General features: G+C 70.6%; 8 protein-coding genes. 3 read left to right on the top strand and 5 right to left on the bottom strand.

What is annotated here, in order from left to right; genetic code table 11:
• Nucleotides 1-112 precede the first annotated feature (112 nt).
• Genes JNB61_RS04615 through JNB61_RS04625 form a run of 3 tightly spaced genes read right to left on the bottom strand, consistent with a single transcriptional unit; the run spans nt 113 to nt 7106 of the window.
• A complete protein-coding gene (locus JNB61_RS04615; RefSeq protein ID WP_220338873.1) occupies nt 113-2668 on the bottom strand; it encodes a glycoside hydrolase family 3 C-terminal domain-containing protein in 2556 nt (851 codons plus the stop codon).
• Nucleotides 2665-5061, bottom strand: coding sequence for an alpha-xylosidase (gene yicI / locus JNB61_RS04620; RefSeq protein ID WP_220288604.1), 2397 nt, complete (start codon nt 5059-5061; stop codon nt 2665-2667). The genes JNB61_RS04615 and yicI overlap by 4 nt, the downstream gene beginning before the upstream one ends.
• Nucleotides 5058-7106 carry a beta-galactosidase gene (locus tag JNB61_RS04625; RefSeq protein ID WP_220288603.1) on the bottom strand — a complete coding sequence of 683 codons (2049 nt, stop codon included), beginning with the start codon at nt 7104-7106 and terminating at the stop codon, nt 5058-5060. The genes yicI and JNB61_RS04625 overlap by 4 nt, the downstream gene beginning before the upstream one ends.
• 109 nt (nt 7107-7215) lie before the next feature.
• Here JNB61_RS04625 and JNB61_RS04630 point away from each other — a divergent pair, with 109 nt between their 5' ends.
• Genes JNB61_RS04630 through JNB61_RS04640 form a run of 3 tightly spaced genes read left to right on the top strand, consistent with a single transcriptional unit; the run spans nt 7216 to nt 11265 of the window.
• Nucleotides 7216-9666, top strand: coding sequence for a glycosyl hydrolase family 95 catalytic domain-containing protein (locus JNB61_RS04630; protein ID WP_220338874.1), 2451 nt, complete (start codon nt 7216-7218; stop codon nt 9664-9666).
• Complete coding sequence (locus JNB61_RS04635; RefSeq protein ID WP_220288601.1) at nt 9660-10652, top strand: LacI family DNA-binding transcriptional regulator; 993 nt, start codon at nt 9660-9662, stop codon at nt 10650-10652. Before JNB61_RS04630 ends, JNB61_RS04635 begins: the two co-directional genes overlap by 7 nt.
• Before the next feature lie 7 nt (nt 10653-10659).
• Nucleotides 10660-11265, top strand: coding sequence for a YesL family protein (locus JNB61_RS04640; protein WP_220288600.1), 606 nt, complete (start codon nt 10660-10662; stop codon nt 11263-11265).
• 307 nt (nt 11266-11572) lie between these two features.
• Here the strand turns inward: JNB61_RS04640 and JNB61_RS04645 are convergent, their stop codons facing one another.
• Together JNB61_RS04645 and JNB61_RS04650 are read right to left on the bottom strand one after the other, a co-directional pair.
• Entirely contained in the window at nt 11573-13321 is a 1749-nt protein-coding gene (locus JNB61_RS04645; RefSeq protein WP_220288599.1) for an ABC transporter substrate-binding protein, read from the bottom strand.
• A gap of 32 nt (nt 13322-13353) precedes the next feature.
• On the bottom strand, nt 13354-14310 hold the full coding sequence (locus JNB61_RS04650; RefSeq protein WP_220288598.1) for a carbohydrate ABC transporter permease: 957 nt from the start codon (nt 14308-14310) through the stop codon (nt 13354-13356).

Genomic DNA, 14310 nt, shown 5'->3' on the forward strand with positions numbered 1-14310 from the left:
AGCAGGTCAACCGCCGTTCTCCAGGACGCACGGACGCCCGATCGTCCTGTGGAAGCCCGGTCGACCTGTCGAAGAGGAGAGTGAGGGATGAGGGCCGGCGGGAGCGGAGTCGTCAGCCCGCGGTGACCTCGAGCTCCACCCGCACGGGCAGCTCCCACGCCGACGGACCCGCCGCGAGCGCGTACGTGCCCGGCTGCACCCGCAGCGCGCCGGCGTGGACCCAGTCGTCGACCGCCCCTGGCAGGCGCACGGCGTCGTCCCACACCGCGAGGCGCGCGGGCGAGAACGAGAGCTCGACGTCGCGGGTCTCGCCCGGGGCGAGTCGCACGCGACGGTAGGCGACGAGCAGCCGGCGCGGTGCGGGGAGCGCAAGATCCGGCCACGGCAGCGCATACAGCTGCACCAGCTCCTCGGCATCGCGGTCGCCGGTGTTGCGCACCCGCACCACCGCGTCCACCACGGATTCGCCGGCCCGCGGGGCGAAGCCGGCGTGCCGGTGCGTCGGCTCGGGCGCGGGGATCGTAGCATCCGTCAGCGTCACCGACTCGTAGGCGACCGACGTGTACGTCAGTCCGTGGCCGAACGCGAACATCGGCTCGGCGGGCTGATGGCGGTAGGTCGCGCCTTGGCGGAGGGTGTCGTAATCGAACAGATCGCCCGCCTGCGCCTCGGTCGCCGGCCAGCTCTGCGAGAGGCGGCCCGACGGCTCGCGGTCGCCCGAGAGCACATCGATCACGCCGTGGCCGAGTTCCTGGCCGCCGTGGCTCGACCAGACGACGGTCTCGGCGTCGACGCCCTCGAGCACGTACGGGTAGCTCGACACGATCGTGAGCACGGCGCGCGGGTTCGCCTCGCGTGCGGCGCGCCACAGCTCGGCCCACACGGCGGGCAGCTCCAGGTGCGGACGGTCCTGCGTCTCGCGGCCGTTGAGGTGCGGGTCGTTGCCGACGGCGACGATGACGGCGTCCGCACGCGCGGCCGCCTCGGCCACCGCCTCGGCGCCCGACCGCACCACGCGCACACCGAAGCGTTCGGCCTCGTCGAGGGTCACCGCTTCGGCGGCGAGCAGCCCCGAGTCGCGGAACACGCGCAGCCACCGGCCCGAGCCCAGGTGCAGGAGCGACCAGGTGCCGTCCGCGTGGACGTGCGCCCGGTAGCTCTCCTGCACGACCCACCCGCCGACGCGCGCGGCGTCGGCGCGCATCGGCCACGTGCCGCCGGTCAGGAGCAGTCCGCTCGCGTGGGAGCGAAGGGTCAGGATGCCGTCGCCCCAGTCCGTCACATCGAACAGGGCACCGTCGACGGCGGCGTCGCCGGCCGCTTCGACCACGGAGCCGTCGGCGTTCGCCACCACGTAGCGGCCGTTCGACGCAGCCCGGAGCGCGATCGTGTCCGCCCCGGTCACGACCTCGGCCTCGCTGAAACGCTCCGCCGCCGCTCGGCCGATGCCGACCGCGTACGGCGGGGTGCCCGCGTACCAGTCGGTGAGCACGAGGTCGGCGAGCGGGCCGACGACCGCCACGCGCGTCGCGTCCGAGAGGGGCAGCACGCCGGCGTCGTTCCGCAGCACGACGACCGAGCGCGCCACCGCCTCCCGGGCGAGTTCACGGGCCCCGGGCGCATCGATCGCATCGACCCCGATCCCCGCGTAGGGGTCGGCGTCGCCGTCGAACTCCCCGGTCCGGATGCGCAGCTCGAGCAGCCGCAGCACGGCCTGATCGACGTCGTCCGCGGTGAGCAGCCCTGCGGCGAGCGCTTCTTCCACGTACCGGATGGTGGGCGCGGCGTCGGCCTCGTTGTCGGTGAACGAGTCGAGACCCGAGGCCACGAGCGCGGCCGCGGCGTGCACGTGGTCGGGCTGGGCACGCTGCGTGGTGACGAGGAAGGTCGGGGCGCCGGCATCCGACACCACCGCGATCGACTCGTCCGACCAGCTTCGAGCCTCCGCGACGAGCTCGGGCTGCGTGTGGGCCGGGACGCCGTTCACGCGGTTGTATGCGAGCATCATGCCGCCCGCGACGCCCTCTTCGATCGCGCCGCGGAAGGCCGGGAGCTCCTCCTCGTGGAGGGTGCGCAGCGACATCTCGGACGACGTCGTGGACCGGTCGGTCTCGTTGTTGTACGCGAGGAAGTGCTTGAGCGCGGGCACCGTGCGCCACACGCGCGGGTGGTCGCCACGCAGGCCGCGCGAGTACGCCGTGCCGAACACCGCGGTGATGTGGGGATCCTCGGAGTAGCCCTCCTCGTTGCGTCCCCAGGCGGGGTGGCGCAGCGTGTTGACGACCGGCGCCCACACGTTGAGGCTCACCAGCGGGTCTCCGGCGCGCTTGGCGCGCACCTCGATCGCGGCGACCTCGCCCACCCTCTCGACGAGTTCGGTGTCCCAGGTGGCGGCGAGTCCCACGGGCTGCGGGAATACCGTCGCACGGCCGAGCCATGCGACGCCGTGCAGCGCCTCGCATCCCGTGTGCCACGCCGACACCCCGAGGCGCTCGATCGCCGGCGCCGCCTGGTGCAGCATCGCGATGCGCTCGCCGGGCGTCAGCCGGCCGAGCAGGTCGCGGGCGCGCGCTCGCAGGGGCTGGTCGACCCGCCGGAACAGCGGCCGGTCGGTCGTCTGGCCGTCGGCGACCGTCGTGGTCGCAGCATCCGTCGCCGTGTCGGTCATCGTGCGCCCTCTTCCTCTGTCTCTTGAACCGGCACTGTGATGCGGATCTCTCCGGATGCTGCGGCGCGGGCTATCCGGTCCCCCACCTGCAGTGCCCACGGGGCGTGCGCGTCATGCGACGACGCGATGATCGCCGAGCCCTCGCGGCGCACGCGGAACGTGGTGGCGCCGACACCGTCGATGGACCCCCTGGCGTCATGGCCCGGCACCCTCGTCTCGCGGTCGTAGCCGTCGGGCAGCTCGAAGCAGCGCAGCGTCACGCCGTCGGACCAGTCGTAGTCGGGGCGGCTGTCGTCGCTGCCGAACGGGAGCACCGTTCCCGGGCGCACCCGCAGGGGCACCGAGTCGTACCCGTGGGTCTCCGAGATCCAGCGGCGCCCGTCGACGACGGTTCCGTCGAGGAGCGAGGTCCACTGACCCTCGGGCACGTAGTACTCCACGCTGCCGTCCGCCGTGAAGATCGGCGCGACCAGCAGGGCGTCGCCCAGCATGTACTGGGTGTCGGCGTCGAAGCCCGAGCGGTCGCCGGGGAATTCGAGGGCCATCGGGCGCATCATCGGCGTCCCGCAGCGATGGGCCTGCTCGGCCGCGCCCGCGAGGTAGGGCATGAGCCGCATCTTGAGCTTCGTGAACGCGCGGGCGATGTCGACCGCCTCGTCGTCGAAAGCCCACGGCACCCGCACCGACGACGAGCCGTGCAGCCGCGAGTGCGATGAGAGCAGGCCGAAGGCGAGCCAGCGCTTGAAGAGGCCGGGGTCGGGGGTGCCCTCGAAGCCGCCGATGTCGTGGCTCCAGTACCCGAATCCCGACATCGCGAGCGACAGGCCGCCGCGCAGCGACTCCGCCATCGACAGGAACGTCGAGTCGTTGTCGCCGCCCCAGTGCACCGGGAACTGCTGCGAGCCGGCCGTCGCGGAACGGGCGAACACGACGGCGTCGCCGACGCCGTGGTGCCGCTCGAGCGCGCGGAACACGACCTCGTTGTAGAGCTTTGCGTAGTAGTTGTGCATGCGGTGCGGGTCGGAACCGTCGTGCCACGCGACACCTTCGACTGGGATCCGCTCGCCGAAGTCCGTCTTGAACGCGTCGACGCCCTGGTCGAGCAGACCCTGGAGCTTGTCGACGTACCAGTCCGCGGCATCCGGGTTCGTGAAGTCGACGAGACCCATGCCTGCCTGCCACATGTCCCACTGCCACACACTGCCGTCGGTGCGCTTGAGGAGGTAGCCGTTGTCGGCCGCCTCGCGGAACAGCGCCGAGCGCTGCGCGATGTACGGGTTGATCCACAGCGACACGTGCACGTCGCGCTCGTGCATGCGGGCGATCTGCCCGACGGGGTCGTGGAATGCGCGCGAGTCCCACTCGAAATCGCTCCACTGGTACTCGCGCATCCAGAAGCAGTCGTAGTGGAAGACCGACAGCGGGATGTCGCGCTCGGCCATGCCGTCGACGAACGCGCTGACGGTGTCCTCGTCGTAGCTGGCCGTGAAGGATGTCGTGAGCCACAGGCCGAACGACCACGCGGGCACGCGCGCGGGCCGCCCGGTGAGCGCCGTGTAGCGGCGCAGCACGTCCTTCGGCTCGGGACCGGCGATGACGTAGTAGTCCAGGGACTCGCCGCCGACCGAGAACTGCACGCGGGAGTTCACCTCGCTGCCGACCTCGAACGAGACGTTCTCGGGATGGTCGACGAACACACCGTAGCCGCGTGAGGTGAGATAGAACGGCACATTCTTATACGCCTGCTCGCTCGACGTCCCGCCGTCGGCGTTCCATGTGTCGACGACCTGGCCGTTCTTGACGAACGCGCCGAAGCGCTCACCGAGCCCGTAGACCCGCTCGCCGGGCTCGATGCTCAGCTGCTGGTGCACCCACGTGGGCTTGGTGCCTCCGGCAGCCGTGCCCGCGGTGCCCGCGGTGCCCGCTGTGGGGGCGGTGCCGTTCTTGCCGGTCGTGTCGGTGACGTGGCCGATGGACCGAGGGAGGGAGCTCGTGAGCACGCGCCCGTCGGCATCGATGAAGTCGGCGCGCCACTGGCCTGCCGCGCGCGCGACCCGCACCTTGACGGGACCGGCATCGAGGACGCCCTCGCTCTCGTCGACCGTGATGCCCGGGCGGAAGCCCTCCGCGCCGAAGATCTCGAAGTCCGGGCCGCGGTGAACGGCGCCCGCGTGATGCTCGACCCGCACCTTGACGACGCCCGGCGCGGGCGCCGAGAACGTGACGGTGAGCATCGCGCGGTTGAGGGTGTCGCCCCTGTCGCGGATCGCGGCGGTCGGCGCGTACACGGTCATCGTGCCTGCCGCCTCGTCGACGCGGATGTCGTCGACCTCGACCGCGTACAGCGGGGCGAGGCCGGGCCTGGTGAGCCAGTAGCCGTCGGTGAACTTCACTCTGCGTGCCTTTCGATGAGCACCATGGCGGCGCCGGGAGCGAGCGTCAGCAGCCCGTCGACATCCGCGTCGGACAAGAGGTCCCGGCGGGGTCCGGGCACGGTGATGTGCCGCATCGCCTCGCCGTGGTTGAGGAGGAAGAGGGCCTCGCCGCGCTGCACGGCCTCGACGTCGTCGGGCAGCACGCGGTCGGGCAGGACGCCCGCGACACCGGCGGCGTCGAGCGCGTCGTCGAGGACGGCGGCGAGCGCCTCGTCCGACATGACGGCGCCGAGGTACCACGCCGTGCCGTCGCCGACGCGGTGGCGCGTGATCGCCGGAGCGCCCTGCAGGTGGCCGGCGCCGAACCGCGCGAGCACGTCGGCGCCGTCGGCACGCAGGCGCTCCCCGAGGATCGATGCCTCGACGCGAGCCGGCGCCGTCGCCCAGGCCCGCTCCACCGCGACCGGCGTGGGCTCGTCCGGGAGGCCGACCCACTCCTCGCCGCTGATGCCGAGCAGGTCGCGCAGCAGCACCGGCGAGCGCCCGGTCAGGATGCCGGCGTGCACGTCGGCGACGCCGGAGAACGGCCCCACCACGAGGCTCGCACCGCGCTCGACCGCCGCGCGGAGGGTGGCGGCGGCATCCGTCTCGATGATGTAGGTGTGCGGCACGAGCACCGTGCGATACGCCGAGAGGTCGGCTCCCGGACGCACGAGGTCGACCGCGATGCCACGGCGCCAGAGCGCCCGGTGCCAACGCTGCACCTGCTCGAGCGTGTCGAGCCGGTGCGTAGGGCGGCCCGGCTCGTCGGCGGCCCATCGCGAGGGCCAGTCGAAGAGCAGGGCGACGGATGCCTCGACCGCCGCCCCGACCACGGGCCGAAGTCGGCGCATGTCGGCGCCGAGGTCACAGGTGGTGGCGAACACCTCGGAGTCGGCGCCGGCGTGCGGCAGCAGCGCGGAGTGGAAGCGCTCGGCGCCGGTGCGCGCCTGCCGCCACTGGAAGAAGCAGATGGCATCGGCACCGCGCGCGATGGCCTGCAGCGAGTCGAGGCGGGCGCGGTCTCGGTTCTTGGGCAGGTTGTGGGCGCGCCACGAGGTCGCGCTCACCGCCTGCTCCATGAGCACCCAGGGCCGGCCGTGCCCGAGCGAGCGCATGAGGTCCTGCACGAGCGCGATGTCGGACGATGACGTCGCCGCGGCGTGATCGGGGTACTGGTCGTCCGCGACGACGTCGACGTCGCCGGCCCACTCCCACAGGTCGGTGAGCGGCTCGAAGCCCATGAAGTTGGTGGTGATCGGCTGGGTGGCACCGGTCGCCCGGATCGCATCGCGCTGCTCGGTGAACACGCGCTGCAGCGCCCACGACGTGTACCGGCGGAAGTCGAGCGACTGCGCGGGATTCACGAGGTACGGCATGCGGCGCGGCGGCAGGATCTCGTCGAAGTCGCGGTAGCGCTGCGACCACACGAGCGTTCCCCAGGCTTCGTTGAGCGCGTCGATCGTGTCGTAGCGCTCGCGCAGCCAGAGCCGGAACTCGCGCGCCGCCTCGTCGCCGAAGTCGATCTGGCCGAATTCGTTGCCGACGTGCCACATCCGCACCGCGGGGTGCGCCGCGTAGCGCTCGGCGAGGGCAGTCGCGATCGCCAGCGCGTGCTCGCGGTAGACACGGGACGCCGCCGTGAACTGGTTGCGCGACCCGGCCGCGAGGCGGACGCCGTCGGCGTTCACCGGAAGGGTGTCGGGGTGAAGGATGCCGAGCCACGGCGGCGGCGACGCGGTCGGCGTGGCCAGATCCACCGCGATCCCGTGCGCATGCAGGAGGTCGAGCACCTCGTCCAGCCACGCGAAGTCGTACTCTCCCGGCGACGGCTCGATGCGCGCCCAGCTGAACACCCCGACCGTCACGAGGTTGACACCCGCGCGCACCATGAGTTCGGCGTCCTCCTTCCACACCGGGCGCGGCCACTGCTCGGGGTTGTAATCACCGCCGAAGCAGATGCCGAGGTCGCGCGTGATCTCGGCGAACGCCTCGACGCGGCGCGGGTCGTGGATGGTGGCCATGGAGCGGGGAACCTCTTCGCTGAGTTTCGATCGGACGGTCACGTGATTGTTGGCAAGAAGCACATCGGGCTTTCGAAGCGCTTCAACACTGAGACGGTATACTACGACTGTGACGTTGTCCACGCGCCGCGATGATGCGACTCCCCAGCCCCCTGCCGAGGCTCTCCACGTCCTGCGCGCCTCGTCGCCCGCGTCGCGCTGGCTCGAGGCGTACCCGGTCGGCAACGGGGTGCGGGGCGCGATGTGCGCGGGCCTCGCCGGCGGCGAGCGGCTGTGGCTCAACGACATCACGGCCTGGTCGGGCCATGCCGGCGCGGACCCGCTCGAGGGCGTCACCGACCGCGGGCCCGCAGTGCTGGCCGCGGTGCGAGCCGCCATCGACGCCGACGATCTCGACGCCGCCGAGGAGCTTCTGCAGCGCATGCAAGCGTCCTGGGTGCAGGCCTACCTCCCGTTGGGCTGGGTCGACCTGACGGTGGAGACGGATGCTGCCGCGCCGGCGGCGACCCCGGCTCCCTACCGGCGGCGTCTGGATCTCTCCACCGGCGTCGCGACGCACGAGTACGCGATCGACGGCGTGGATGTGCGCCACCGCACCTGGGCCGATCTCGTGACCGGCGCCCTCATGCACGAGGTCACCGCGAACGAGCCGGTGCGGGTGCGGCTCGAGGTCGGGTCGCTGCTGCACCCGCGCTCGGCGCCGCGGTCGGCGGGCGGCGACCTCGCCACCGAGTGGTGGCTTCCCGTCGACGTCGCGCCAGGCCACGAGAGCCCCGCCGAGCCCATCCGCTACGACGAGGAGCATGGCCGCCACGGCGCGATCGTGGTGCAGGCCCGCGGCGTGTCCGAGGTCGTGGACGACGTGCTCGTCGGCGCACCCGCGACCACGCATCTGTTCGCGATCGCCACCGCCACCGCGCCCTCGCTGCCCGGCGACGAGGTCGACGCCCGCGACGCGGAAGGGCACGCGGCCGCGCTGCTGCGCGGCATCCGTGGATCCGTCGATGTGCACGCGACTGCGACCGATCTGCGCGCCGCCCACGAAGCGGCCCACGGCGAGCTCTACGCGCGCTGCGCGCTGGAGCTTCCGGTGGCGGACGACGTCGAGGCGGTCGACACCGTGACCCGCGTCGTCCGCGCGCAGGAGCGTGACGACCCCGCTCTCGCCGCCCTCATGTTCCACTACGGCCGCTACCTGCTGATCGCGTCGTCGCAGCCGGGCGGGCTGCCGGTCACCCTCCAGGGGCTGTGGAACGCGGAGCTTCCCGGACCCTGGTCGAGCGCCTACACCCTGAACATCAACACGCAGATGGCCTACTGGCCTGCCGAGACCACCGGTCTCGCCGAGTGTCACGAGCCGCTGCTGCGGTTCACCCGGCGGCTCTCCGAGACGACGGGCCCGCTGGTCGCCCGGGAGCTCTACGGTGCGAACGGCTGGGTCGCGCACCACAACTCGGACGCGTGGGCGTTCGCCGCGCCCGTGGGCGCCGGTCACGGCGACCCGGCATGGGCGAACTGGTCGCTCGGGGGCGTGTGGCTCGCGCTGCATCTGTGGGAGCACTACGCGTTCGGCCGCGACCGCACGTATCTCCGCGAGGAGGCATGGCCGGTGCTGGCGTCGGCCGCCGAGTTCGCGCGGTCGTGGATCCAGACCGACGGCGAGCGCGCCTGGACGAGCCCGTCCACATCGCCCGAGAACCGCTACCTCGACGACGAGGGGCGCGAGCGCGGCGTCGCCGTGTCGGCGACCATGGACATCGCCCTGCTGCGCGAGCTCGCCGCCGTCTGCCGCTCGGCTGCAGATGTGCTCGACCTCGACGAGCCATGGATCTCGGACCTCACCCACCTCACCGACGCCCTCCCCGATCCCCGGGTCTCGGCCCGCGGCGACCTGCTCGAGTGGGACCGCGAGCGCGTCGAGGCCGAGCCCGAGCACCGCCACCTCTCACACCTCGTCGGCCTGTTCCCACTGGCGCAGATCACCCCGGAGGCGACGCCCGGCCTCGCGCGCGCAGCATCCGAGTCCATCCGTCTGCGCGGCCCTGAGTCGACCGGCTGGGCGCTCGCGTGGCGCTCCGCCATGCAGGCTCGCCTGGGCGACGGTGCGGCCGTGCACGCGCAGCTGCGGCTCGCGCTGCGTCCGGCGGAGGAGAGCTCGGACGAACACCGCGGAGGCGTCTACCCGAACCTCTTCAGCGCGCACCCTCCGTACCAGATCGACGGCAACCTCGGCGTGACGGCGGCCATCGCCGAGGCCCTCGTGCAGTCGTTCGACGAGACTGCGGCGTCAGACACCGGGCCGGCCCGCATCACCCTGCGACTGCTGCCTGCGCTGCCGCCGGAGTGGCCGGACGGCCGGGTGCGCGGCATCCGTTCCCGTGGCGACGTCGCGGTCGACGTCGAGTGGTCCGGCGGAGAACTCGTGCGGGCGCGTCTTCGCGCGGGGGCCGGAGCGGTCACAATGAGTGTGCACGGGCCGGACGGTTCGATCGGAACATACGAGCTCGCACCCGGAACCACACGGGTGATCGAACGAGGAGAGCGGGGGATCTCATGGTGACGATCGCGGACGTCGCGCAGAAGGCCGGCGTGTCGATCTCGACGGTGTCGTACGTCATGAGCGGCAAGCGGGCCATCTCGCAGGAGACGCGGGACCGCGTCGAGAAGGCGATCGACAGCCTGGGCTTCAGCCCGCACGCCGGCGCGCGCTCGCTGGCGTCCCGCTCGACGAACGTCATCGGCCTGCAGGCGCCGCTGCGCACCGGCGTCGACGTGCACGTCGTCATGCAGGTCGTCACGGGCGTCGTCACCCAGGCGCGCAAGCACGGCTACGACATCCTGCTGATCGCGAGCGATGACTCCAAGGCGCTGCTGCGCGCGGCGAAGGGGTCGATGGTCGACGCACTGCTGGTCATGGACGTCGAGTCGGATGACCCCCGCATCGAGACGCTGTCGGGCCTCGACCACCCCAGCGTGCTCATCGGCCTGCCGGAGGGCCGTCGCGCCGTGCCGTGCGTCGACTTCGACTTCGAGGCCGCCGGCTGGCTGGCGGTCGACCGGCTCGTCGCACTCGGCCATCGCCGGCTCGCCCTCATCGGCTCGCCTCCGGAGGTCATGGCACGCCACACCGCCTATGCCGATCGCCTGGCGCGCGGCTTTCTCGCGGCGTGCGAGGCGAACGGTGTTCACGGCACGGTGCACGCCTGCCCGAGCTCGGCCGAGTCCATCGCCACGGTCGACGCCGTCATGATGGAGGACCCGGGCATCACGGGCTTCTTCGTGCACAACGAGGGCGCACTCCCCCACGTCGCGACGACGATCGCCCAGCGCGGCCGTCAGCGGGGCGACGAGCCTGCCATCTTGGCACTGTGCCCGGACGATGTGGCGCGCTCGGTGCCGGGACTGGCCGACAGCATCGCTGTGCCCGCGGAGGCGATCGGCGCGGCGGCCACCGACATGATCTGCGAGATCCTCGCGAGCGGCGCCAAGCCGGCTGTGCGGCTGCTTCCGCCGGCGCTGACCGGAGCGGCGCCCGCGGCGCGGTGACCACCGCATGAGGATCGACCCCGACAGCCGCACGATCGGCGGCTTCTCGACGTTCCTGACGTTCGTCGTGCTCAACCTGCTCTACATCGTCGTGTGCCTGCCGATCGTCACGATCGGCGCCGCGACGAGCGCGCTGTACGAGGTGACGATCCGCTACTCCGACGACGAGAGCGGACGCCCCCTCACAGACTTCCTCCCCGCCTTCCGCGCGAACTTCGGCCGCGCGACGCTGCTGATGCTCTGCCTGCTGCTTCCCGCGGTGCTGCTCGGCTTCTCGAGCGTGTTCTGGTTCTCGCACCCGGCCCTCTTCGCGGGAGTGGCCGGGACCCTCGCCGTGATCGGCGCGGTCTACCTCTTCGCCGCCTTCCTGTTCGCGATGGCCCAGGTCGCGTGCTTCAAGAACAGCGTGCGCCAGACCCTCAGGAACGCGCTGCTGTTGCCCGCCGCCGAGCCGGTGCGCACCCTGGGCGCCCTCGTGATCCCCGTGACGGCGGTCGCCCTGACGATCCTGTTCCCGCCCGTCGCGATCCTCGTCGCCACGATCGGCTTCTCCGTCGGCGCCTACGCCACGGCCTTCATCTTCCGCAGCGTCTTCGCCCGCCACGAGGCCTGACCCCTCGGACCCCGGCGGTGACGGATGCCCCGGCCCCGCAGCATCCGTGATCCTCAACTGAGGACGAGAGCCGAGCGGCGGACCGGATCCCGACGCCATGATCCTCAGCTGAGGGCGAGAGCCGAGCGGCGGACCGGATCCCGACGCCATGATCCTCAGCTGAGGACGAGAGCCGAGCTGCGGACCGATGACGACGCCGGGGTCCTCATCTCGGCAGATCGCCTCGAATGAGGACGAGGAGGCGCGGACAGCGACGACGAAGGGCTCGGGATGCTGCATCCCGAGCCCTTCGTGCCGTGCGGCGTGGTCAGCCGGCGAACTCCTCCGCGACGGCGACGCGTGCGTCGTTCTGGGACTTCGCGTTGCTCATGTCGACGTCGAGCACCTTCTCATAGCCGAGGCCGTTCGCGGTCTCGATGAGCTCGTCGCGGAGCGACTCGAACTGCGCCTCGTTCTCGGCGAACACCATCTGCCACGAGTACTGCTTGATGATCTCCTTGACCTGGTTGCGCAGGGTCTCGATCTCGGAGTCGTCGGCCGGCGCCGCGTAGCTCGCACCCGGGGCGACCAGCACCTGGTCGTTGGTCTGCAGGTACTCCATGGTGGACGTCGCGCCGCCCATCTTCGCCGACCAGTCGACGGTCAGCGGGTTGGCGATCGAGGCCTGGTAGGTGGGCCAGAACGTGTAGCTGTACGGCAGGCCCGTCTCGGGGTCGGTGTCGATCGGGAGCACCGCGCTGAGGTTCAGCGCCGACACGCCGTCGGCGTACTCGCCGCCGCCCCACTCCTCGGGGACGGTGGCGCCGCCCTGGAGGAACACCTCGTTGCCGAACTCGGTGAGCTCGGGCTCACCGGCGTCGTTGACGTCCCACGTGAGGCCCTTCGGGCCCGCGGACGCACCCGTCTGGCTGCTGTTTGCGTACGCGCCCTCCGGCGAGTAGAGCCAGTCGATGAACGCGGCGATGCGCTCGGGGTCCTCCGCCTTCGAGCCGATCGCGAACACCTGCTTGCCGCCGTACGCCTCGGCACCGTAGGAGAAGATGTTCTGGTCCGCCAGGGGCACCATCTCGAAGCCCTTGCCGGCGGCCATGTTCTGCTCGGTGTTGTAGGCGGACTGACCCAGCCACGGCCACCACGAGAACAGGACCTGGCCGTTCTGGAACTTCGAGAAGAGCGTGTCGTAGTTCTGCGTCGTCGACTCCGGGTCGACGAGGCCGAGCTGGTTGGCGTCGAAGTAGAGCCTCAGGTTGCGGATGTACTCGCTATCGGGGTCAAGGATGCTCTGATAGTCCGAGCCGTCGGCCTTGGCCAGCACGAACCCGATCTCGTCGTACCCGTAGAAGCAGGCGGGCTGCTTGGCGGTGACCATCATGTTGCCGTCCCAGTCCTTGAACAGCGAGAAGGCGTAGGTGGGCTGGCCGTTGTCGGCGGTGGGGTGGGCGGCCTGCATGTCGGCGAGCACGGGCAGGAGGTCTTCGAGGGTGCCGATCTCGGGGTAGCCGGCCTCCTTGTAGTAATCCCAGCGGAGGTAAGGGCCGAAGGTGGGGTTGAGACCCTCCGACGGCTCGGTGGGCTTGAGCGACGAGACCGCCGACGGGAAGCCGTACACGCCGTCCTTGCCGTCGTTGAGGTGCTCGACCGCCGCGTCGAACTTCGCGAGGTTGTCCATCGCGCCGTAGTAGTTCGCGGAGTCCTTGACCAGGCCGCCTTCGATGAGCTCGTCGAGCTTCTCGCCCTTGTCGGTGATGATGAGGTCGCCGAGGTCGCCGGCCGCGACGCGCGTGTTGTAGAGGGTGTCACCGCCGCCCGCGACGTTCGGGGCGATGATGTTCAGCTTCATGTTGAACTTGTCTTCGACGATCTTGGCGAACCAGCCCTGCTGGACGCCCATGTAGTTCGCGAGACCGTCGAACACGTCGATCGTGATCTCCTCGTCCCACTTCTCGGGGAACTGCTCGATCGCGCCCTGGTCGTCGCCGCCCGCGCTGCACGAGGCGAGCGAGCCCGCGGCGAGCAGCGCCACGAGAGCCAGGGACACCTTCTTTCGAAGCGTCATTGCTTTCCTTTCTTGGTGGTTCGTGGCCGCCGTCAACCCTTGACGGCGCCCAGCATGATGCCCTTCACGAAGAAGCGCTGGAACAGCGGATAGATGAAGATGATCGGCAGGACGACGAGCACCGAGACGGTCATGCGGATCGAGGTCGGCGTCTGCTCGGTGGCGAGGCCGGCGATCTGGCCGATGTTGCCGCCGGCGTTCTGTGCGGCCTGGGCGAGGCTCGAGGCCTGGTTGATGAACATGTAGAGCAGGTACTGGAGCGTGTACAGGCTCTGGTCGGTGATGTAGATCAGCGTGTCCTGGAAGCTGTTCCACTGCGTCACGGCGCTGAAGATGGCGATGGTCGCGAGGATCGGCGTCATGTTGGGCAGGTAGACCCGGAAGAAGACCTGCAGGATGTTGGCGCCGTCGACCTCGGCCGCCTCCTGCAGCTCCTTCGGCATCGACTCGACGTAGGTCTTCGCGAGGATGACGTTGAACGGCTGCACGACGAACGGCAGCACGTACACCCAGAAGTTGTTGGTGAGGCCCAGCGTCTTCATGATGATGAACACCGGGATGAGGCCCGCGCTGAAGTACATCGTGATGATGAGGAAGCGGTACCAGAACTTGCGGCCCCACATGCGGGTCTGCGTGAACATGAACCCGAGGAACGCGGAGGCCAGCACGGTCAGCGCCGTCCCGATCACCGTGCGGCCGATGCTGACCACGGTCGCCATCGGCAGGCCCGGCAGCTGGAACACCTGGGTGTAGTTGGAGAGGTGGAACCCGACCGGCCACAGGCGCACATCGCCGAGGGCCGAGACGTCGTTGGCGCTGACGGAGTTGATGATCAGGTAGTAGAACGGGTACGCGCAGATGAGTGCGAATAGGAAGAACAGCGCGTAGTTCGCCAGGCGGAACACTGCATCGCCGACCGTCCCGCGATAGCGGGCCGAGGTGTCGCCCTTGCGCGTCGTGGTGAGCGTCTTCGTCATGGTCGTGGTCAT

It is taken from the genome of Microbacterium ureisolvens, from assembly GCF_019511645.1.
Lineage (GTDB): Bacteria > Actinomycetota > Actinomycetes > Actinomycetales > Microbacteriaceae > Microbacterium > Microbacterium ureisolvens_A.